Raw genomic sequence first — 22,378 nt, 5'->3', positions numbered from 1 at the left:
CGTTGCGGCCCTGGTTACCGCCAATGAGATTACACGCCTCCGTATTACCCGTGGTGTTGGCGCTGGCCGCTGCGCACGAAACAGCCTGGGCCGCGCCGCCGGCCGCCGCGCCGGCGGATTCGGTCGAAACGATCCGTTTGCGCCCCGGCGAACCACCCGCGGTGACTCTCACGCCCGAACTGCTGTACCGCATTCTGGTGGCCGAACTCTCGGCCCAGCAGGGGCGCTACGACGATGCCGCCCAGGAACTGTTGGGTGTCGCGCGCGACACCCTGGATCCGCGTGTGGCGCATCGCGCCTTCCAGATGGCCATGTCCGGCCACAACCTGACGGTCGCGCTGCAGACCTCCCGCGAATGGGCCAAGCTGGACCCTGAAAATCCCGAGGCCGTGGCCGCGTCGCTGGCGCTGTCGGCTTCCAGTGGTCAGACCGACGGCCTGGCCAGGACCCTGGCGCGGCGGATCGAGTCGGCCGACGACAAGGATCAGGCCATCGTCCAGGCGGTCGGCATCGTCTCGAAAATGACAGACAAGCGCCTGGCGTTGGACGTGCTGGACAAGGCGCTCGTGGGTGTCCTCAAGACCTCGGCGCTGGCCCACCTGGCGCTGGCCGATGCCGCCTGGGCCGCCGGCGAGCCCCGCCGTGCAGTGGACGAGGCCTACAAGGCCCAGACGCTCGACCCCGATTCCACGGATGCCGCCCAGCGGATCCTGGAATATGGGTTGCGCGTCGAGCCGCGCCAGGCCATCCAGGACACCTACGCCTATCTGGACCGTCATCCGAATCAGCGCGGGCTGCAGCTGCTGCTGGTCAGCCGCCTGACGGGTCAGAGCCAGTTCGACGAGGCCCTGAAGTTGCTGGGGAAAATGCGCGCAAACACCCCCGAGGACTTCGATCTGCTCTATACCGAGGCCGAGGTCAACGCCCGCGCGGGCCGCTACGACGCGGCCAAGGCGCTGTTGGCGCAATACATCTCGATCGAGCAACAGCGCCGCAAGGGCTCCGCCGAGGGGGCCACCAACGCCCAGGCCGACGTATCCGATGCGCGCCTTCTGCTGGTCCAGATCGCCGAACGCCAGGGCGACCTGAAAGAAGCCATCCGCCAGCTGCAGAACATCGACGAGCCGTCGCTGCGCTTTCAGTCCCTGACCCACGAGGCCGTGCTGTACGGCAAACTGGGCGATCTGGCCCGGGCGCGTTCCCTCCTGGATGGCATCAAGCCGGCAGATCGGCGCGAGCGTGTGGTCGTGCGCCTGACGCTGGCCTCCATTTACCGCGATGCGGGCCGCACCGACCAGGCCGTCGAACTGCTGAAGGCGGCCGATCTCGAAATGCCCGATACGTCGGAAATCAAGTACGAACTGGGCATGCTGCTGCACCAGCAGGGCAAGACCGCCGAGTTCGAAGCCCTGATGCGCCGCGTCATCCAGCTGGATCCCGAAAACGCCAATGCCTACAACTCGCTGGGCTACACCTACGTCGAGGACAACCGCAACCTGAGCGAGGCCCGCGATCTGCTCGAGCGGGCGCTGGACCTGGACCCCGAAAATCCCTACATTCTGGACAGCGTTGGCTGGTACCTGTTCCGGACCCAGGACTATCAGGGTGCCCTCGAATATCTGCGCCGGTCCTACGACCAGCTGCCCGCCGCCGACGTGGCCGCTCATCTGGGCGAGACCCTGTGGGCATTGAAGCGCCACGAAGAGGCCAAACGCATCTGGGCCGAAGGCCTGAAGGCGGATCCGGGCAACCAGGCCGTGCTGGCGGCAATGCGCCGCGCGGGGGTCAAGCTGCCGTGATGTCCGGACTTTGCGCGCTGCCGGGGGGTGTCCCGACGGTCGTTCCCCTGGGTACCGGCTCGCGCCGGACCGGGCCGTGGACGCGCGCCTGGCGCCTGCTGGCCGGGCTGGCACTGCTGGTGTGGTTGACCGGATGCGCCACCCCCACGCGCATCGGCGGTCAGGGGCCGGCATTTGAACGGGTCGGCCGGTTCGCGGTCAATCTGCAGCCCGTCGCCCAGGCACCTTATGCGGCGCAGGGCGGGTTTTCCTGGCGCGACGACGGGCGTACCCTGCGCCTCGATCTCAGCACCCCTCTGGGCAGCGTGCTGGCCCGCATCCAGGTCGCTCCCGGCCTGTCGGTCCTGGAACATGCCGACGGCAGCCGGGAATCCGCGCCCTCGCCGGATGATCTGCTGGAACTGGTCTGGGGGCATTCCATGCCGGTATCGGGGCTGCGGTACTGGATCCGTGGCCAGGTGGAACCCGGACGGGCGGTCACGGACGAACAGCGTGACGATCAGGGCCGTCCGACCGCGCTGTGGCAGGACGGCTGGGATGTTCGCCTGTCCTCCTACGATGCGCAAGGGCCGGGGCGCATCCGCCTGTTCCGCCAGGATGCGCAGGGCGAATGGCGCCTGCAGCTGATCGTGGATCGCGGCTGATGGCGGGGCAGGCCAGGCCGGCGTCCGGCCCAGGCGCCGCCGCCGGTCAGTCGCGCGATCGGGGTCCAGGGGCCGCTGCGGCCGCGTTGCATGACGTGCCGGCACCCGCCAAGCTGAACCTGTTCCTGCACGTCGTCGGGCAGCGTCCCGACGGCTATCACCTGCTGCAGACCGCCTTTCGCTTCGTCGATCTGTGCGACAGCCTGGATTTCGAGCGGACCGACGATGGCGTCGTCCAGCGGGAAGGGCAGGGATTGGCCGGTCTGCCGGCCGAACATGACCTGGTGCTGCGCGCGGCGCACAGCCTGCGGCAGGCCACGGGCACCTCGTACGGCGCGCGCATCCGCTATCGCAAGCGCATTCCCGCCGGTGGCGGGCTGGGTGGCGGCTCCAGCGACGCGGCGACGACACTCATCGCGCTCAATCGCCTGTGGGGCACGGGGTTGCGGCGCACCGAGCTGTTGCGCCTGGCGCTGCCTCTGGGCGCGGACGTGCCAGTCTTCGTTTTCGGTCGCGCGGCCTTCGCACAGGGCATCGGCGAGGATCTCAGCCCGCTGGCGCTGCCGCCGCAGGCTTATTGGATCCTGCGCCCCGCCGCACATCTGGAGACCGCAGCCGTTTTTCGCGATCCTGATTTGACAAGAAATTCAGAATCGGTAAAAATCTCGGTCTTTGCTGATTGGCAAACAGAACACAGCGGTCTTTTTGGTCGCAACGATCTGGAGGCCGTGGTCTGTCGGCACCACTCGATGATCGCCCGGATTTTGGGGGCGATGCGAACGGCGGGTCTGGATGCGCGCATGACAGGTTCGGGTTCGTGCCTGTTTGCCGGGTTTCCGGATGCTCGCCAGGCTCAGGTGCAACACGACCGGATAATCAGTAAAATACGAGACCTGCCCGGTGTGGCGATCGAAGGCTCCTGGATATGCCAGGGACTGGATGATCATCCGCTGCGGGACTGGGTCCAGGACTGAACAGTTGGGGAATCGCCAAGCTGGTTAAGGCACCGGATTTTGATTCCGGCATGCGAAGGTTCGAATCCTTCTTCCCCAGCCAACCTAGTGCAGACATCTATTCAGGCTGTTGAGTCGGCCCCGTCGGGGCGCTGGTCAACAGCCTTGTCATTTGACACATTGGTTCGACACCATGGCACAAGACAGATTCATGATTTTTACCGGCACGGCCAACCCTCGGTTGGCGGTCGATGTGGTGAATCATCTGGACATGTCGCTGGGGAAAATGACCGTCGGGCGTTTCTCCGACGGCGAAGTCATGGTGGAAATCAATGAAAACGTCCGCGGCAAAGACGTTTTCGTGTTGCAGCCCACCTGTGCGCCCACCAACGACAATCTCATGGAAATCATGGTGATGGTCGATGCGTTGCGCCGCGCCTCGGCCCGCAACATCACCGCCGCCATTCCGTATTTCGGCTATGCCCGCCAGGATCGCCGGCCGCGTTCGGCCCGCGTGTCGATCTCGGCCAAGGTCGTGGCCAACATGCTGCAGTCCGTGGGCGTCGACCGCGTCATGATGATGGACCTGCACGCCGACCAGATCCAGGGTTTCTTCGACATTCCGGTGGACAACATCTACGCCGGGCCGATCCTGCTGGGCGACATCTGGAGCCGTAATTTCCAGAATCTGGTGGTCGTGTCGCCGGACATCGGCGGTGTGGTCCGCGCCCGCGCGCTGGCTAAACAGCTCGAATCCGATCTGGCCATCATCGACAAGCGCCGGCCGCGCGCCAACGTGTCCGAAGTCATGAACATCATTGGCGACGTGAACGGCCGCACCTGCCTGATCATGGACGACATGGTCGATACCGCCGGCACCCTGTGCAAGGCTGCCCAGGCCCTGAAGGACCGTGGCGCGGGCTCCGTCTACGCGTATTGCACGCACCCGGTGCTGTCCGGCGAAGCCGTCAGGCGCATCCAGGAATCCGCACTGGACGAGGTCGTCGTCACCGACACGATCCCGCTGGCGGAAGGCGCCCGCCAGTGCGGCAAGATTCGCCAGTTGTCCTGTGCCTCGCTGCTGGGCGAAACCATCTTGCGCATCGCGACGGCCGAGTCGGTCAGTTCGCTGTTCGCCGATTGATTTTTTGATCCCCCGCTGGTCGCGGCGGGGGGTATGTCGCAGCTTCGGCTGCCTGTGTTGATCGGGGCCTTCGAGGCCCCGCATTTTGGAGCTTTCCATGAAATTCACCGCCACTTCGCGTAGCGTTCAGGGTTCGAGTGCGAGCCGCCGCCTGCGCCGCGCCGGTCGGGTGCCCGCCATCGTTTACGGTGGCCAGTCCGCCCCAGCCAACATCGAGCTCGACCACAACGAGATCTACCACGCCCTGAACAAGGAAGAATTCCACGCCTCCATCCTGGACATGGTCCTGGACGGCAACAAGGCTGAACCCGTCCTGGTGCGTGCCGTGCAATGGCACCCCTACAAGGCGTTGGTGCTGCACGTGGACTTCCAGCGCGTGGACGCCTCGCAGGCTGTCACCACCAAGATCCCGGTGCACTACCTGAACGCCGACCAGAGCCCGGCTGTCAAGCTGGCTGGCCAGGTCATCACCCACGGCCCCTCCGAACTCGACATCACCTGCCTGCCGGCCAACCTGCCGCAGTTCGTCGAAGTCGATCTGGGTGGCCTGGTGGGCAATGCCCGTCTGCACCTGTCCGACATCACGCTGCCGATGGGCGTGAAATACGTGCCGCACGGCGACGACGTCAACCCGCTGCTGGGTCAGGCCAGCGCGCCCAAGGGCGCGACGGCTGACGAAGCAGCCCCGGCCACCCCCGAAGCTCCGGCTGCGGAATAATCCGCTGCCTGGGCTGTCCGGCCGCCATGCGGCCCGGACGACAGAACCCCCGCCTGGTCCCGGACCGGCGGGGGTTCTGTCGTATGATGAAACCTTTTCGACTTTCTTCCGATGACTGCGCCCATTCGCCTCATCGTGGGCCTGGGCAATCCCGGCCCCGAATACGAAACCACCCGCCATAATGCCGGCTTCTGGGTGGTCGATCATTTTGCCGACGATCTGCATGCCAGCTTCACCCTGGAAAAGCCGTTCTTTGCCTGGGTCGCGCGGGCGCGCCATGCGGGGCAGGCGGTCGTGCTGGCCAAACCCACCACATTCATGAACAAGTCGGGGCAGGCGGTCGGGGCGCTGGCCCGCTTCTATAAACTGCAACCCGAGGAAATCCTGGTCGTGCATGACGAACTGGATCTGCTGCCGGGTGCGGTGAAGCTGAAATTCGGAGGTGGCCATGCCGGTCACAATGGCTTGCGCGACATCCAGGCCGTCCTGGGCACCCAGGGGTTCTGGCGCCTGCGCATCGGTATCGGCCATCCGCGCAGCCTGGGGTTGGCCCAGGCCGTCGTCAATTTCGTGCTGCATTCGCCCCGCAACGAAGACATGCCGGGCATCGAAGACGTCATCAACCGCAGCCGGATCGTGTTGCCGCAGTTGCTGGATGGCGGGTTCGATCGCGCCACAGAACGGCTGCACCAGGGGAATTAGCCCTGATGGCATCCAGGAAATCCGGGAAAATGCGCGTGGCAGGTGGGCCGCCGAGGCTGGCATGATGCCTGTGTCCGGTCCGGTGTCCGCGATTCGCGTGCGCGGGCGCGCCCGACCGGATCCTTGGGTCGATATTCAGAAGGTCGGATGAGCATGCTCGGATTATGGCGTCCCGCGGATCTGCCCACCATGGGTCAGGAAATTGTCGATTTCCTGCGGTTCATCGTGCGCCCCAGGCCAGGTCCGCGCCTGGCGGCCCATCGGACCGGGCAGGGCCTGCGCGCGGATTTTCGCCTCAACGCCCCGTGGTGGCGACTGGCGCATTGGGCCGTCCTGCTGTGGATGGTGAACATTTTTGTCTTTGCGCCGCTGGCCTTGTCGGCGGCCCAGGCGACCGGTGCACAGCACCGGCTGGACATCCATCACCTGCCTTGGCTGGCCGCGCTTGTCTGGGCGCCCATCGTCGAGGAACTGACCTTCCGCTATGCCTTGCGCCGGCCGGCCATGCTGTGGTGGTTCGTGCCGCTCATGGCGGCGATCCTGGCGCAGGGGGCGGGGCCGACTTCCATCATGATGGCCGCCGTGGCGCTATTGCTGGCGCTGGCACCACTGTGGTATCCCGCCGGGTACCGCTGGCACTGGGGCTGGAATGCCTCGTGGCGTTGGCGCAAGCGGATGCACCGGGCGTATCCCTGGCTGTTTCATGCGGCCGCGTTGGCTTTTGCGGCCGTCCATCTGTATAACTTTCGCGTGGCATCCCTGAACCTGGTGCTGTTGCCGCTGCTGGTGTTGCCGCAATGGGTCACCGGCCTGGTGCTGGGCTGGATGCGGGTCAGGCGCGGGATCGGTGCGTCCATGGGGCTGCATGCGATCTTCAATGGCGGGCCGCTGCTGCTGATCGGCCTGGTCCTGCATTTCGCCCCGGATCTGGCGGCTTACTGAATCCCGCTGGCCGTGCAGGCGCCGGGATGGCGCCGCCGCCGGTTTTATAAGATGGCCTTAGCGTGCGCGCAGCACCTGTTCGATCGCCAGGCCCACATCCAGGATCCGCGCGTCGGAATTCGCCGGTCCGGCGACCATCAGGCCGACGGGTGCTGTGCCGGGCGCGTGGCATGGCAGGCTCAGGGCGCAACCATCCAGGAAATTGATCAGCGTGGGGTTGCGCAGGATCAGCCCGTTCGCGGCGAAATAGGCCTCGTCCGAGGCTTGCAGGGATGCAATCGTCGGCGCGATCACGGGTACGGTCGGCATCAGCAGCGCGTCATGGTTTCGCAGCCGGGCTTCGACCGAGGCGATCCATTGGCGGCGTTGGGCGTGCAGTTCGATATAGTCGGCGGCGTCGATGTTCCGGCCACGCAGGATGCGCGATGAGACTCTGGGGTCATACCGGGATTCTTGCAGGGCCAGCGTGTTGCGATGGACCGCGTAGGCTTCGGCGCAGACCAGGCCTCCCTTTTGGTTGATGCGCGCCAGCGCGTCGAATTCCGGGATGTCCAGCGTGTCAACGGTGGCGCCAGCGGCGCGCAGTTGCTCGATGGCGGCGGCGAATGCCGCGCGCACGGTATCATCGGCGCCGTCCAGGACCAGAGTCGGGGTGATGGCCAGCCGGAGTCGGGATGGCGGGGGCGCGTTCGGCGTGCGCGGTTCGTCGCTCGCAAGGATGCTGTCCAGAATCGCACAGCAGGTCACCGAAGCCGACAGCGGCCCTATGGAATCCAGGCTCGTCGCCAGCGGGAAAGTGCCCGCCGACCGGACCCGTGATGCTGTCGGCTTGAAACCGGTCAAGCCGCAGAATGCCGATGGGATGCGCACCGAGCCGCCGGTATCCGTGCCCAGAGCCGCCACCGCCATGCCGTCGGCGACCGAGACGCCGGCCCCCGAGGAGGATCCGCCGGGAATCCGGCGGGCGGCGCGGTCCCAGGGGCTGCTGGGGGTGCCATAGTGCGGATTGATGCCCAGCCCCGAGAACGCGAATTCCGTCATGTTCGTGTGCCCGATCAGTACGGCACCGGCCTGGGCCAGGCGTTGCACCGGGTCGGCATGGCGTGTTGCCGGCGGCACATCCTGGCGCACCATGGAACCCGCGCGCGTGGCCTGTCCGGCCACGTCGAACAGGTCCTTGATCGAGATGGGCAGCCCGTCGATCGGGGACCGCGCGAGGCCGGCGGCACGCAGAGTGTCCGATGCATGGGCAGCCGCCAGGGCCTGATCCTTCCAGACCGCGGTGAACGTTCTTGAACCTTCGCCGCTCGGGTCGGCGATGCGGGCCAGTGCGGCCTTCGTCAGTGCGACGGATGTTGTCTCGCCGTTTTCCAGGGCGGTGTGCAGTTCGGTGATGGTGGGAAGCATGGTGTATTCGGGATGGGGTGTGGGACCGGAAAGCCAGGCGGGCATGGGATAACAGCGCCTGGCCTTTCGGGCAGTACAATCCAAGTTTCGGCCAGACCGGGCCAAGGTCCAGCCCCTCGACTCACAAGGATAATCGAATTCATGGCACTGCAATGCGGCATCGTTGGCCTGCCCAACGTCGGCAAATCCACTCTGTTCAACGCCCTGACCAAGGCCGGCATCGCCGCGGAAAACTATCCCTTCTGCACGATCGAACCCAACGTTGGCGTGGTGGAAGTCCCGGATCGCCGACTGGCGCAGCTGGCGGCCGTCGTCAACCCGGAACGCGTTGTGCCCGCCGTGGTCGAATTCGTGGACATCGCGGGCCTAGTGGCCGGCGCCTCGAAGGGCGAGGGCCTGGGCAACCAGTTCCTGGCCAACATCCGCGAAACTGACGCCATCGTGCACGTCGTTCGCTGCTTCGAGGACGACAACGTCGTGCACGTCGCCGGTCGCGTGAACCCGGTGTCCGACATCGAAGTCATCAACACCGAACTGGCCCTGGCCGACCTGGCCACCGCCGACAAAATCCTGCAGAAAAATCGCAAGCTGGCCAATTCCGGCGACAAGGAAGCCATCCGTCTGGTGGCTCTGCTGGAACGCGTGGTCGCGGCCCTGGATGCCGGCAAAGCCGTGCGCAGCCTGGGCCTGGACGAAGAAGAACAGGCCCTGATCCGGGGTTACTGTTTCATCACCGCCAAGCGCGCCATGTATGTTGCCAACGTGCGCGACGATGGTTTTGAAAACAATCCCCACCTGAAGGCCGTGCAGGACTACGCCGCTGCCGAAAACGCCCCGGTCGTGGCCGTCTGCGCTGCCATCGAGGCCGAGATCGCCGAACTCGACGACGCCGACAAGGCCGTCTTCCTGGAAGACATGGGTATGACTGAACCTGGCCTGGATCGCGTGATTCGCGCCGGCTACCAGCTGCTGGGCCTGCAGACCTATTTCACCGCCGGGGTCAAGGAAGTCCGCGCCTGGACTATCCACGTCGGCGCCACCGCCCCGCAGGCGGCGGGCGTCATCCACACCGACTTCGAACGCGGTTTTATCCGTGCCCAGACGATCGGCTTTGACGACTTCATCGCCTGCAAGGGCGAGCAAGGCGCCAAGGAAGCCGGCAAGATGCGGGCCGAAGGCAAGGACTACGTGGTGAAGGACGGCGACGTGATGAATTTCTTGTTCAACGTCTAGTCTGCGCAAACGCGTCGGCGGCAAACTCTGCCTGCTCTAGGTGCGGGAAATGGGGTAATCAATCGGCGGTAATGGGGCAGTTAACGAGACAGTACCCTATTTAATAGTTATGATTGCCCCATTCAGGCCCCTGAGTTTACATTTTCATGCACTCGCTCACACCCGAGTACCTTGCTGCGCTTCGCTTCGATGGCACCCAAGCCGCCACGTTGCGCACACTGGGCGAGTACCAGGGTAAGCAGCAACTCTACGCTGCGCAGTCTCCCGAAGCTCTCAAGGGGCTACGCCAGATCGCGGTGGTGGAGTCCACCGAATCGTCCAACCGGCTGGAAGGTGTTGTCGTCGCACCCTCGCGGCTCAAATCTCTGGTCATCCGCAACGCAACGCCAAAGAGCCGATCAGAGCAGGAGATCGCCGGCTACCGTGATGCTCTGGCGCTGATCCACGAGTCCGCAGCGCACATGCCCTTCAGCGAAGGCGCGGTGTTGCAATTGCACACCCTGCTGTACCGCTACATGCCGCAGGCGGGCGGGCGCTGGAAGGCTACCAACAACGACATCATCGAGCGTCACCCAGACGGCACTTCGCGTCTGCGCTTCCAACCAGTTGCTGCGCACCTGACGCCGATGGCAATGGCCGATCTGACCCGGTACTACGCGACCGCACTGGATCAGCACCTGGCCGACCCCCTGGTACTGGTGCCGCTGGCGATGCTCGACTTCTTGTGCATCCACCCCTTCCCGGACGGTAACGGTCGCATGTCCCGCTTGTTGACCTTGCTGCTGCTCTACCACTTCGACTATGCAGTGGGTCGCTACGTCAGCCTGGAACGCATCTTCGAAGATACTAAGGAAGGCTATTACGAGACGCTGGAAGCCAGCTCGCAGGGCTGGCATCAGGGGCGGCACGACGTAAAGCCCTGGCTCGACTACTTCTGGGGTGCCTTGCTACGGGCCTACCGTGAGTTCGAGGAGCGTGTCGGCACCCTCGAGCGTGGCCGTGGAAGTAAAGGCGACCGAGTGCGGACGGAAGTTGTGGGTCGCACCCTGCCGTTCTCGATTTCCGAGATTGAAGAAGCCTGCCCGGGCGTGAGCCGGGACATGGTTCGACTAGTACTGCGAGCGATGAAATCAGAGGGGTTGATCGAATCAACAGGCAAGGGGCGAGGGGCGAAATGGATCCGACTTGTCGATATACCGGGCGCTGCAGCTAACAAAGAGCAGGTATCCAAAAAACGGACCGGCAACAATGATGGATATTGAAGTGACAAGTACCGAACAGAAGATTGACCGCTTTATCAGCACACTCGAAACCTTGGGGGGCTCCGCTGGGAACCAACGTCTGCGAGAGGCGTTGGGATGGCAAGAATCCACCTATGACGATATCAAGCAGCAGTTGATCGAGGAGGGGCGTATCGTCCCCGGCCGAGGGCGTGGCGGCTCGGTCGCCCTATCCACAACGGACTATGCTGTCAATAAAGAATCGGCGGCCTCGTTGGAAGTGCGAGAAATCTCCCCGTCATACCTGAAAACAAAGGCAAAAGCAGATTCGTCATCGCGGGACAACGCAACCACTGTTCCAGCCGCCAAGACACTTGTCCCACGCAACGGCGTGGTCAAGAAATCCGACCTCTATAGTTCCATCTGGGCATCGTGCGACGAACTGCGTGGTGGCATGGACGCCAGCCAGTACAAGGACTATGTCCTGTTCATGCTGTTCATCAAGTACATCAGCGATAAGTACGGCAACAGCGACGACTTCGCCCCTCCGGTGGTCATCCCGCCCGGCGCGTCATTCAAGGACATGGTGGCGCTCAAGGGTAAGGACGACATTGGCGACAAAATCAACATCCAAGTCATCCAGAAACTGATCGATCACAACACCAAACTGGCGCGCAGCGACTTTCCGGACTTCAACGATCCCAACAAGCTCGGCGAAGGCGCGGCCATGGTCGAGCGCCTGGGCAACCTGATCGCCATCTTCGAAAAGCCCGAGCTGAACTTCGCCAACAACCGTGCCGACAACGACGACCTGCTTGGCGATGCCTATGAATACCTGATGCGCCATTTCGCGCAGGACTCCGGCAAGAGCAAGGGCCAGTTCTATACCCCGGCCGAAGTCAGCCGCATCATTGCCCAGGTGATTGGGATCTCGCACGCCAACACCAAGGCTTCCACCACTGCGTATGACCCGACATGCGGTTCCGGCTCGCTGCTGCTGAAATTGGCCGCAGAGGCAGGCCGGCAAATCACCCTGGAAGGGCAGGAAAAGGACGTGACCACCGCCGGGCTGGCGCGGATGAACATGATCCTGCACGACTTCCCCAGTGCTACCATCCTCAGCGGCGACACGCTGGTGAACCCCAAGTTCAAGAATGGTGAACAACTGCGCGCCTACGACTATGTAGTTGCCAATCCACCGTTTTCCGACAAGAAATGGTCCACCGGTCTCAACCCGGCCAATGACCCCTACCAGCGTTTCGGCTGGGGCGAGCCGCCCGCCAAGCAGGGCGATTACGCCTACCTGCTGCACATCATCCGCAGCATGAAGGCCACCACTGGGAAGGGCGCCATCATCCTGCCGCACGGTGTGCTGTTCCGTGGTAATGCGGAGGCCCATATCCGCAGGCAACTGGTGCGCTCCGGCATGCTCAAGGGCATCATCGGCCTGCCTGCCAACTTGTTCTATGGCACTGGCATCCCCGCCTGCATTCTGTTGCTGGACAAGGAGAACGCCAGCGCCCGCAAGGGCATCTTCATGATCGACGCCAGTAAAGGCTTCATCAAGGACGGCCCCAAGAACCGCCTGCGCGAGCAGGACATCCACCGCATCGTCGATGCCTTTCGCCGCTGCGCGGACGAGCCGCGCTATGCCCGCATGGTGCCGCTGGACGAAATCGCCAGCGAGAAGAACGACTACAACCTTAACCTGCCGCGCTACATCGACAGCAGCGAGCCGGAAGACCTGCATGACATCGACGCGCACCTCAACGGTGGCATCCCCGAGCACGACATCGACGCTTTCGCCGCCGACTGGCAGGAGATGCCCGCCCTGCGCCAGGCGCTGTTCGAGGCCGAACGCCCCGGTTATGCGCGGCTGCGCCAACCGATGGCCGAAGTGCGTTCCATCATCCTCGCTCACCCGCAATTCCATCAGTTCCGCAGCAAGGTCGAAACCCTGTTCGACAAATGGCGACAGGCCGTCATGCCGCTGCTCACCGGCATCCGGCCCGGCGACAAACCCAAGGCGCTGATAGTGCAGGTCTCCGAAACCCTGCTCACCACCTTCCACGCCGCGCCGCTGCTCGACCCCTACGACATCTACCAGCACCTGATGGACTACTGGGCCGAGGCCATGCAGGATGACGTCTACTTGATTGCCGTCGATGGCTGGGAGGCGTGGCCCCGGCGTGTCGTGGAAACTGACAAGAAGGGTAAGACCAAGGACAAGGGCTGGACCTGCGATCTGCTGCCCAAGCCCTACATAGTCGCTGGCTACTTCGCTGCCGAGCAGGCCGAACTGGAGGCCAAACAAGCTGAACTGGAAATCGTTATCAGCCAGATCGCGGAACTGGAGGAAGAGCACAGTGGCGAAGACGGTGCTTTTGCAGGCTTCGACAAGATCAACGCTGCGCAGGTGAAAGATCGCCTCATCGAAATTGGCGATGACGCCGACAGCGCCGACGAATGCGCCGTGCTCAAGCAGTGGCAGCAACTCAGCGCCCGCGAAGCTGCGTTGAAGAAAACCGTCAAAACGATGGAGGCGGAACTCGACCGTCAAGCCTATGACCACTACTTCACTCTGAGCGAAGCCGAGGTCAAAACGCTCGTGGTTGAAGACAAATGGCTGACCCACCTACAAACCGATGTGCAGCAGGAGCTGGATCGCATCTCGCAAACCCTCTCCCAGCGCATCCGCGAACTGGCCGAACGCTACGAAACGCCTCTACCCAAGTTGGAAGATGACGTGGCGGCCCTCAGTGCCAAGGTGGAAGTGCACCTGAAGAAGATGGGGGCGACATGGAAGTGAAGCCGGGGTATAAGCAAACGGAAGTGGGAGTGATTCCGGAGAATTGGGACGTATCTGTGGTTGGTTATGAGTTCGATGTCCAACTTGGAAAGATGCTGGATGCTGCCAAAAACATTGGTGACCCTAAACCATACTTGGGAAATCGTAATGTCCAGTGGGGGAATATTGATATAACCGATCTGCCTACGATGCGGATGACCCGCTCCGACATGGAGCGATTTCGGCTGAAAAGAGGCGACCTGCTGGTCTGCGAAGGTGGCGACGTTGGGCGTGCGGCAATTTGGAACGACTCTATTGAAGAGTGCTATTACCAGAAAGCACTTCATAGATTGCGCCCGTTGCGGGGGTTCGATAGCAGGCTGATGGTTGAGTTGCTACATCAGTGGAGCGTAAGCGGCGTATTCTCCAATTACGTTACGCAAACTAGCATTGCTCACCTTCCGAGAGAGAAGCTTTTGGAGGTGCCATTACCTGTTCCTAAGCCTGAGGAGCAACGCGCCATCGCAACCGCCCTCAGCGACATGGACGCGCTGCTGGCCGGACTGGATCGCCTGATCGCCAAAAAGCGCGCCATCAAACAGGCCACCATGCAGCAACTCCTCACCGGCCAAACTCGCCTGCCGGGGTTTGGTGGGGAGTGGGAGGAGAAGCGGTTGGGGGACCACCTGACCTTCCTGAAGAACGGTGTTAATTCGCGTGCCGAGCTTTCTTGCAGCGACGATGTGCGATATTTGCACTACGGCGATATCCACGGATCGTCGCAAGTGATGCTCAACCCCGCCAGTATAGAAATGCCTTGTCTCCCACGCGCCAAGGCAAGTCGCTTGGATCGCCTGCAAAACGGCGACTTGATTTTTGCTGACGCATCTGAGGATATGGATGGTATTGGCAAATCGATTGAAATAAAAAACGCGATGGGCGTCGATCTAGTTTCGGGGTTGCACACCATCGCAATCAGGTTTGACAAGAGTGTGCTGGAAGATGGTTTCAAAGCCTACATTCAGTTCATCCCGGAATTCCGAGCTCACCTTCGGCAGCTTGTAGCCGGCACAAAGGTATATGCGACGAATCGAACACATATTGCCAGCGCCGAACTGAGACTTCCAGGCGTTGACGAGCAACAAGCGATTTCTGGCGTGATCGCCGATATGGACACCGAAATCACCGCCCTCGAAACTCGCCGCACCAAGACCCGTGCCCTCAAGCAGGCCATGATGCAGGAACTGCTGACGGGCCGGACACGGTTGGTGACTCCTGACGAAAAATCTGATGAGGAAGCTGTAGCTCAAACGGAAGGGCGCAAACCAAACGTCCATTTCCTGAGAAGCGTGCTGGCTGCCGAAATCATCGACCAGTTGCACGACCAGCCGACTTTCGGTCACGTCAAGTTCGAGAAGATGATGTTCCTCGCCGAGCATCTGTGTGAGGTGGACACCGGCTCCACCTACCACCGCAAGGCGGCCGGCCACTATGACAACCGAGCCCTTCGCTCCATAGACAGCCAGTTGCAGAAGCAACAATGGTTCGAGGCGCGCAAGCAAGATGGTCGTTACCAATACGTGCCACTGGCAAAGCGTGGCGGTCACAAACCGTACTTTGATCGGCATTTTTCCCGGATCGTCGAGACCCTTGAGAACATTCTGGGCACGTTCAAAACGGCGAAAACGGAAAAATGCGAAATCGTCGCCACCTTGCTGGCGGCATGGAGCGATTTGCTGTGTGAGAAAGGAACCGTCTCCGATGAAATGATTGTGCACGAGGTGCTGCACAACTGGCACGAAGCGAAGCAACGTATACCTGAGGATCGCTGGCTGAAGGCGCTTGCCTGGATGCGAGAAAAAGGATTTGTGCCCAAAGGAGTGACCTTGCCATGACCGACAAGCCCGCCGCCCTGACTCCAGCCCCGCAAGGTTACGCCGACTGGCTGGCCGACCTGAAGGGCCGCATTCACACCGCGCAGCAGCGTGCGGCGCTGGCGGTCAATCGGGAACTGGTGGGCTTGTACTGGCAGATCGGCCGCGACATTCTGGCGCGGCAGGCCGAGCAGGGTTGGGGCGCAAAGGTGATCGAGCGGCTGGCGCATGACTTGCGCGCAGCCTTCCCGGACATGAAGGGCTTTTCGCCGCGCAACCTCAAGTACATGCGGGCGTTTGCCGAGGCCTGGCCGGAAGCCGAAATTGTGCAACAGGCTGCTGCACAATTGCCCTGGGGCCACAACCTGGTATTGCTGGGTCGTCTGAAAGTGCCAACGGAGCGCCTAGCCTATGCCCGCGCCGCTATCGAACATGGCTGGTCGCGCAATGTGTTGAACATCCACATCGAAACCCGCCTGCTGGAGCGCACGGGCAAAGCCGTTACCAACTTCGATCAGCGCCTGCCTGCACCACAATCCGATCTGGCCATCGAGTCGCTGAAAGATCCGTACCGCTTCGATTTTCTCGGCCTGGGCGAGGAGGCACAGGAACGCGAAATCGAGAAGGCGCTGGTGCAGCACGTCACCGATTTCTTGCTGGAACTGGGTGCGGGCTTTGCTTTCGTCGGGCGGCAGGTGTTGCTGGACGTGGGCGGCGAGGAGTTCTTCATCGACCTATTGTTCTACCACCTCAAGCTGCGCTGCTACGTGGTGATCGAACTGAAGGCGGGCAGGTTCAGGCCCGAGCACCTGGGGCAATTGGGCTTTTACCTGACGGCGGTGGATCGGCAGGTGAAGCACGCACAAGACAACCCGAGCATTGGCCTGCTGCTGTGCAAGAGCAAGAACAAGGTGGTGGCCGAGTACGCCCTGGGCGACAAGTCGCAGCCGATGGGCATTGCCGAATACAAGTTGGTGGAATCCCTGCCGCAAGAGCTGCAAACCAGCCTGCCGACGATCGAACAGATCGAGCGGGAGCTGGGCAAGCCTATGGATGATGGCCCCGAGGAATGATGCGATGACCCAACCCATGCCGCGCTCCGAGCGCACATCACAGAACCGTGTGGCGCGGCTGTTCACTACCCCACTGGCCGATGGCGGCCTGGGCTACGAACACCTGGGCAACTGGAGCAAGCGCGACCACAACCGCGCCATCGAAACCGAGTTGCTGCGCGCCAATTTGGCCGTTCGCGGCTACTCGCCCGCTCACATCAGCGCCGCCTTGCAGAAGCTGGAAGTTGCGGTGGATGTCACCAGTATCACGCCCTACCAGGCCAACCTGCGTACCTACCAATTACTTCGCTATGGCGTGCCGGTGCAGATCACGGCGGGTCAGTCGCACGAGACGGTGCAGTTGATCGACTGGGCGCAGCCCGAGCGTAATCACTTTGCCTTGGCAGAAGAGGTGACACTGAAGGGTCAGAGTACCCGCCGCCCGGATATCGTGTTGTACATCAACGGTCTAGCGGCGGCGGTGATTGAGCTCAAGCGCAGTTCAGTGGATGTGGGCGATGGCATTCGCCAGTTGATTAGCAATCAGGAGGAAACCTTCAACCAGGGCTTCTTCAGCACCGTGCAGTTGCTGCTGGCGGGCAGCGATGCGCAAGGTTTGCGCTACGGCACCACCGGCACACCGGAACAATTCTTCGTGCAGTGGAAGGATAAACAACCGTCAGCCATAGCAACAACGGGCGCGTTGCTGGATCTCCCGTTGGTTCAGATGTGCGAGAAGGCACGGTTGCTGGATTTGATCCGCAACTTCGTGATCTTCGATGCCGGCTTCAAGAAGGTGCCCCGTCAGCACCAGTACCGGGGCATCAAGGCCGCTCAGGAACGCATCGCCAAACGCGAAGGTGGTGTGATCTGGCACACCCAGGGCAGCGGCAAGAGCATCCTGATGGTGTTGTTGGCCAAGTGGTTGCTGGAGCATGATCCGCATGCGCGGGTACTGGTGGTGACCGACCGCGACGAGCTGGACAAACAGATCGAAGGCGTGATGCGCAATGCTGGGGTGATCGGTGAGGGATCGGCTCCACCACGCATTACCTCACGGGCAGACTTCGTGCAAAAACTCAGCGCTACCACACCGCGCTTGTTGTGCGCTCTGATCCACAAATTCGATGCGGTCGATCTCAAGGGAGAGCCACCACCCATTCATGGGCGTTTCTATGTATTCGTGGATGAGTGCCACCGCACCCAGGGCGGCAACATGAATAAGCAGATGAAGCGCTGGCTGGCCGACGCCATCTTCATCGGCTTCACCGGCACACCGTTGTTACGTAAGGATCGGCAAACCACCCGCGAAGTATTCGGCACATATATCCACACCTACAAGTTCCACGAAGCGGTGGCCGATAAGGTGGTATTGGACCTGAAGTACGAGGCGCGGGATGTGCCGCAGCGGCTGACTTCACGCAAGGCCATCGATGCATGGTTCGAGAAGAAAACGCGCGGACTGAACAACTTCCAGAAATCCATCCTGCGCAAGCGCTGGGCCACGATGGAAGAGCTGATGAGCGCCAAGGAGCGCAAGGATCGCATCGTCGCCAACATCATCGAGGATTTCAGCCTCAAGCCTCGGCTGGACAATGATCGCGGCACGGCGATCCTGGTGGCGGCTTCGATCTACGATGCTTGCCATTACTTCCGGTTGTTCCAGAACACGCATTTCGGTTCCTATGTGGGCATCATCACCTCGTACGAACCCAACCCGGTTGCCATCTCGAAAGAATCGGCCGGTAGCGACGAACGCTACAAATACGACACCTACAAGCAGCATGTGTTGCGTACTGGCCGGACCACTAAGCAGTACGAAGACGAAACCAAGCGACGCTTCATCGAGGAACCGGCTAACATGAAGCTGCTGATCGTGGTCAGCAAGCTGCTTACCGGTTTTGATGCTCCCAGTTGCACCTACATCTATCTGGACAACGAACTGCACGACCATAACCTGTTTCAGGCCATCTGCCGTACCAATCGGCTGGATGGTGACGACAAGGACTATGGGCATATCGTCGATTACAAGGAGCTGTTCGGTGACGTGCAGCAGGCCATTGCGGTATACAGCTCCGGCGAGCTGGACATCGACACGGGCAATGGTGGCGACAACAACGTTCATCTGAAGGACTGGCTGGAGGAAGGCCGCAAGCAACTGGACGAGGCCCGTGAAACGCTGCATTACCTGTGCGAGCCGGTGTTGCAGCCGCGTGAGCTGGAGCAGTTCATCCACTATTTCTGCGGCCACGCTGGTGATTCGGATGCGCTGCTGGAAAGCGAGGCGCTGCGTATTACCTTCTACAAGGCGGTGGCGACCTATCTGCGTGCCTTCGCGGACATCGCCCAGAACCTGACCGAGGTGGGTTACTCAGACAGCGAAGCCGACACCTTGCGGCAGGAAACCGAGTTCTATGCCGAGGTGCGTTCGGCCATCAAGCATTACAGCGGCGAAGAGCTGGACATCAAGCCCTATGAGGCCGACATGCGCCACCTCATCAACACCTATATCCAGGCCGAGCCAGCGCAGGCGTTGGGCGAGTTGGCCGAACTGTCGCTGACCGAGTTGATCATCGAGACCGGCATCCACGATGCCATCGCCAAGAAGCTCAACGAGAAGGGCAAGCTGTCGACGAATGCCATTGCGGAAACCATCATCAACAATGTCCGCAAGACCATCATCCGCGATCGCCTGACCGATCCGCGGTTTTACGAGCAGATGTCCAAGCTGCTCGACGACCTGATCCAGCAAAGCCGTGAAGGCACCGAGGCCTACGAATCATTCCTGAGCAAGGCGGAAGACATACTGAAGAAGCACCGCGCGAAACAACACGACATTGATGAACCTGCCATGTTGCACGGCAATGCAGGTGCGCTGGTGATTTATCGCAATCTGCCTGACATTATTTCCAGCGATGTGTTGCCCAATGCGGATGGTGTAGTCAAAGAGCCACAGGCGGATTACGGCGACCCGCTGGCCCTGCTGGCGCTGAAGATCGACCGTCTAATGCGTGACGAAGCCCCGGCAGGATGGCGTGGCGATGAAGCCAAGGAACGCATCGTGCAGAATTTCCTGCACCCGTTGGCTGGGAAGAACCGTGAGGCCACGCTCAAACTGTTCGATCTGCTGAAAAATCAGCCAGGCTACTGATGACGCAGACGCACATACGTCTGGGGGAACTGGACATCACCGTCACGTTCAAGGCCGTGAAGAATGTCCATCTTTCTGTGCATCCGCCTGAGGGTGCGGTGACGCTGGTGGCCCCGATGGGCACGCGGCTGGAAGTTGCTCGTGCCTATGCTATTTCCAAGCTGCGTTGGATTCGCCAGCAACAGGCGCAATTGCAGGCACAGTCCCGCGAAACTCCTCGCCAGTTCGTCACCAGAGAAAGCCATTACGTCTGGGGACGCCGCTATCTGCTCTCGGTGCTGGAGCGCGATGCCCCGCCCACGGTGAAGATGGATCACCGTCGCATCACCTTGTCTGTGCGACCCGGCTCCGATGCAGCCAAGCGCGAAGCCATCTATCGACGCTGGCAACGCGGTTTGCTACACCAGGCCATTACGCCCCTGATCGAATACTGGGAGCCACGTATCGGCGTGAAGGTCAATGGCTATTTCCTGCAACGGATGAAAACCAAATGGGGTAGTTGCAATCATCGCCAGGCTCACATTCGGCTCAACACGGAACTGGCCAAGAAGCCTCGTGACTTGCTTGAATATGTGATCGTGCATGAAATGATCCATCTGATCGAACCGACGCACAGTGAGCGGTTCATATCGTTGCTGACCCAACACTATCCTGCCTGGCGGGATGCTCGTGCGGAACTGAATGCGCTGCCGCTGGGACAGACTGTTTGAATATTGCTACCGTCCAAGAAAACGTCCGTACCCCCAACTGTGCAGGTTCCGCTGGGTCATTACAGGCGCGTCATGTGACAATACGGGGTCAACGGAGCGGACATGCTGACCCACCTGCATATCAAGAACTTCAAGGCATGGAAGGACACGGGGCCGATTCGCCTCGCGCCGCTGACGGTGATTTTCGGCGCCAATAGCGCCGGCAAGAGCAGCCTGGGGCACCTGCTGCTGGCGCTGCAGCAGACGGCCCGCTCGACCGACCGCAAGCGCGCCCTGTACCTGGGGGATGCATCGTCCTCGATCGATCTGGGCACGTTCGCCGATTGTCTGCATGGCCATGATCTGCGGCAGGCGCTGTCGTTCGAACTGGGGTGGAACCTGCCCAAGGCGCTGGATGTGCGGGATCCGCTGCAGCCGGACCGCCACTATCGGGGCACCCAGATGCGGCTGGATGTGACCCTGATGGCGAATAGGGTCCAGCAGCCCGAGATGCAGGCGCTGCGGTATGCCTTGTCGTCGGACGGCCGTGACGTGCTGGATGTGTCCCTGGCCCGCGATGACAAGCGAAAGCTCAGTCTCAGTTCCGGGACCTATGGTTTCAAGATGGCGGATGGCCGCAAGTGGCCGCTGGAAGAGCCGGAGAAGTTCTACCGGCTGTCCGACGTCAGCATGGCGCGATATAAAAATGCCGGCTTTCTGGCGGACTTCGCCCTTGCGACCGAGTCCATGCTGGAACGAGTTTCCTATCTGGGCCCTTTGCGCAACCAGCCGCAGCGTATTTATCGATGGTCGGGCGATACGCCGGCCAGTGTCGGGCAAATGGGCGAATCCACCATCGCCGCCATCCTGGCCGCCGAAAGCGAGGGGCGCCGGCTCAATCGCGGGCCCAGGCGTCCCACGCAGGGCTTCGCCGAATTCATTGCCGCCTGGCTGAAAGATCTGGGGGTGATTCAGGACTTCGCCGTTCGTCCGGTGGCGGCGGGACGAAAGGAATACGAGGTGCTGGTGAAGACCCACGCCAAGGCGCCGGAGGTCAAGATCACCGATGTGGGCTTCGGGGTTTCCCAGGTCCTGCCGGCGCTGGTCCAGGCCTTTTATTGCCCGCCTCATTCCACCGTATGGATGGAACAACCCGAGATCCATCTTCACCCGCAGGCCCAGGCCGAGTTGGCCGATGTGTTCGTCTCGGCGACACAGGCGCGCGAGAACGGCGCCGCGCGGAATGCGCAGTTGATCGTGGAAAGCCATTCCGAACACTTCCTCAACCGCTTGCAGCGCCGCGTGGCCGAAGGCGTGGTCCGACCCCAGGACGTGGCCGTGTATTTCTGCCGCCGCGCGGGTTCCGCGACGGAGCTGGAACCCTTGCGGCTGGACATGTACGGCGCGATCGAAAATTGGCCCGAGCATTTTTTCGGCGACGAAATGGCGGACATCGCCGGCCGGACGCTGGCGGCCATGCGGCGCAGGAAGGCGATCAGGCAGGCCGGCGGCAAACCATGAAGGCGGTCATCGACACCAACGTGCTGCTGGTGGCCAATGGCCGGCACGAAGAGGCGTCCGAGGATTGTGTGATCGAGTGCGTGCGGCGTTTGCAGGCCATGCAGCGGTCGGGCATCGTCGTCATCGACGACGGCCACCGGATCCTCGGAGAGTACCTGCATAAGACCTGTCTGAATCCTCCCACGGGCGTCGGCGACAAGTTCCTGAAGTGGCTGCTGCAGCATGCCGATACGGCGCGGGTGGAACAGGTATCATTGAACGAAGTGGCGGCGGATCGGTTTGCCGAATTCCCCGACGCCGCCTTGGAAGCGGCATTCGATGCGCCGGATCGCAAGTTCGCGGCGGTGGCTCATGCCCATGCCGACAAACCGCCGATCTGGCAGGCCGTCGACTGCAAGTGGCTGGATTGGTGGCCCGCGATGCAGGCCAAAGACGTTCATATCGAATTTCTGTGTCCTGCGGATGTCCGCAGCTTCTATCGTAAGAAATTCCCCAGGAAACCCGTTCCGGCAGTGCCGGCGAACCCCGCATGACCATTCGA

The 22,378-nt window shown here is 61.8% G+C and carries 17 protein-coding genes and 1 tRNA gene; 17 read left to right on the top strand and 1 reads right to left on the bottom strand.

Going from position 1 to position 22,378, the window contains the following annotated elements; all coding sequences use genetic code 11:
• Positions 1 to 23: 23 nt before the first annotated feature.
• The 8 genes from ABCV34_RS09260 (at position 24) to ABCV34_RS09225 (ending at position 6,902) form a co-directional block, all read left to right on the top strand.
• Positions 24 to 1,799 (top strand): tetratricopeptide repeat protein, encoded by a 1,776-nt coding sequence (locus ABCV34_RS09260; RefSeq protein ID WP_345795937.1) that lies wholly within the window; start codon positions 24 to 26, stop codon positions 1,797 to 1,799.
• Positions 1,799 to 2,443, top strand: a complete 645-nt coding sequence (locus ABCV34_RS09255; protein ID WP_345795936.1) for an outer membrane lipoprotein LolB — start codon at positions 1,799 to 1,801, stop codon at positions 2,441 to 2,443. The genes ABCV34_RS09260 and ABCV34_RS09255 overlap by 1 nt, the downstream gene beginning before the upstream one ends.
• Positions 2,410 to 3,417: a 4-(cytidine 5'-diphospho)-2-C-methyl-D-erythritol kinase gene (gene ispE, locus ABCV34_RS09250; RefSeq protein ID WP_345795935.1), complete on the top strand. Its 1,008-nt coding sequence runs from the start codon at positions 2,410 to 2,412 to the stop codon at positions 3,415 to 3,417. The genes ABCV34_RS09255 and ispE overlap by 34 nt, the downstream gene beginning before the upstream one ends.
• Positions 3,418 to 3,422: 5 nt before the next feature.
• Positions 3,423 to 3,499: transfer RNA gene (locus ABCV34_RS09245), tRNA-Gln, on the top strand.
• A gap of 90 nt (positions 3,500 to 3,589) precedes the next feature.
• Positions 3,590 to 4,540, top strand: a complete 951-nt coding sequence (locus tag ABCV34_RS09240; RefSeq protein WP_345795934.1) for a ribose-phosphate pyrophosphokinase — start codon at positions 3,590 to 3,592, stop codon at positions 4,538 to 4,540.
• Between the two features lie 97 nt (positions 4,541 to 4,637).
• Entirely contained in the window at positions 4,638 to 5,258 is a 621-nt protein-coding gene (locus ABCV34_RS09235) for a 50S ribosomal protein L25/general stress protein Ctc (RefSeq protein WP_345795933.1), read from the top strand.
• A 111-nt stretch (positions 5,259 to 5,369) separates the two neighbouring features.
• The gene (gene pth, locus ABCV34_RS09230) at positions 5,370 to 5,960 is read left to right on the top strand and encodes an aminoacyl-tRNA hydrolase (RefSeq protein WP_345795932.1); all 591 of its coding nucleotides are present in this window, start codon (positions 5,370 to 5,372) and stop codon (positions 5,958 to 5,960) included.
• A 189-nt stretch (positions 5,961 to 6,149) separates the two neighbouring features.
• The gene (locus tag ABCV34_RS09225; protein WP_345795931.1) at positions 6,150 to 6,902 is read left to right on the top strand and encodes a CPBP family glutamic-type intramembrane protease; all 753 of its coding nucleotides are present in this window, start codon (positions 6,150 to 6,152) and stop codon (positions 6,900 to 6,902) included.
• Positions 6,903 to 6,959: 57 nt separating this feature from the next.
• On the opposite strand, the gene ABCV34_RS09220 is transcribed toward ABCV34_RS09225, so the two are convergent.
• On the bottom strand, positions 6,960 to 8,309 hold the full coding sequence (locus ABCV34_RS09220) for an amidase (RefSeq protein ID WP_345795930.1): 1,350 nt from the start codon (positions 8,307 to 8,309) through the stop codon (positions 6,960 to 6,962).
• A gap of 141 nt (positions 8,310 to 8,450) precedes the next feature.
• Here ABCV34_RS09220 and ychF point away from each other — a divergent pair, with 141 nt between their 5' ends.
• The 9 genes from ychF (at position 8,451) to ABCV34_RS09175 (ending at position 22,370) form a co-directional block, all read left to right on the top strand.
• Entirely contained in the window at positions 8,451 to 9,542 is a 1,092-nt protein-coding gene (ychF, locus tag ABCV34_RS09215; RefSeq protein WP_345795929.1) for a redox-regulated ATPase YchF, read from the top strand.
• A 146-nt stretch (positions 9,543 to 9,688) separates the two neighbouring features.
• Entirely contained in the window at positions 9,689 to 10,804 is a 1,116-nt protein-coding gene (locus tag ABCV34_RS09210; protein ID WP_345795928.1) for a Fic family protein, read from the top strand.
• Positions 10,791 to 13,571: an N-6 DNA methylase gene (locus ABCV34_RS09205; protein ID WP_345795927.1), complete on the top strand. Its 2,781-nt coding sequence runs from the start codon at positions 10,791 to 10,793 to the stop codon at positions 13,569 to 13,571. The genes ABCV34_RS09210 and ABCV34_RS09205 overlap by 14 nt, the downstream gene beginning before the upstream one ends.
• Positions 13,562 to 15,445 carry a restriction endonuclease subunit S gene (locus tag ABCV34_RS09200; RefSeq protein ID WP_345795926.1) on the top strand — a complete coding sequence of 628 codons (1,884 nt, stop codon included), beginning with the start codon at positions 13,562 to 13,564 and terminating at the stop codon, positions 15,443 to 15,445. Before ABCV34_RS09205 ends, ABCV34_RS09200 begins: the two co-directional genes overlap by 10 nt.
• Positions 15,442 to 16,497 (top strand): PDDEXK nuclease domain-containing protein, encoded by a 1,056-nt coding sequence (locus ABCV34_RS09195; protein ID WP_345795925.1) that lies wholly within the window; start codon positions 15,442 to 15,444, stop codon positions 16,495 to 16,497. The genes ABCV34_RS09200 and ABCV34_RS09195 overlap by 4 nt, the downstream gene beginning before the upstream one ends.
• Before the next feature lie 4 nt (positions 16,498 to 16,501).
• A complete protein-coding gene (locus tag ABCV34_RS09190; RefSeq protein ID WP_345795924.1) occupies positions 16,502 to 19,627 on the top strand; it encodes a type I restriction endonuclease subunit R in 3,126 nt (1,041 codons plus the stop codon).
• On the top strand, positions 19,627 to 20,337 hold the full coding sequence (locus ABCV34_RS09185) for a SprT family zinc-dependent metalloprotease (RefSeq protein ID WP_345795923.1): 711 nt from the start codon (positions 19,627 to 19,629) through the stop codon (positions 20,335 to 20,337). Before ABCV34_RS09190 ends, ABCV34_RS09185 begins: the two co-directional genes overlap by 1 nt.
• A 102-nt stretch (positions 20,338 to 20,439) precedes the next feature.
• Complete coding sequence (locus tag ABCV34_RS09180) at positions 20,440 to 21,837, top strand: DUF3696 domain-containing protein (protein ID WP_345795922.1); 1,398 nt, start codon at positions 20,440 to 20,442, stop codon at positions 21,835 to 21,837.
• Positions 21,834 to 22,370 carry a hypothetical protein gene (locus ABCV34_RS09175; RefSeq protein ID WP_345795921.1) on the top strand — a complete coding sequence of 179 codons (537 nt, stop codon included), beginning with the start codon at positions 21,834 to 21,836 and terminating at the stop codon, positions 22,368 to 22,370. Before ABCV34_RS09180 ends, ABCV34_RS09175 begins: the two co-directional genes overlap by 4 nt.
• The last annotated feature ends 8 nt before the right edge of the window (positions 22,371 to 22,378 follow it).

The organism is Castellaniella sp. MT123, from assembly GCF_039614765.1.
Taxonomy (GTDB): Bacteria; Pseudomonadota; Gammaproteobacteria; order Burkholderiales; family Burkholderiaceae_B; genus Castellaniella.
Note: the sequence above shows the minus strand (reverse complement) of the source record. Positions and strands in the feature narration are given on the sequence as shown.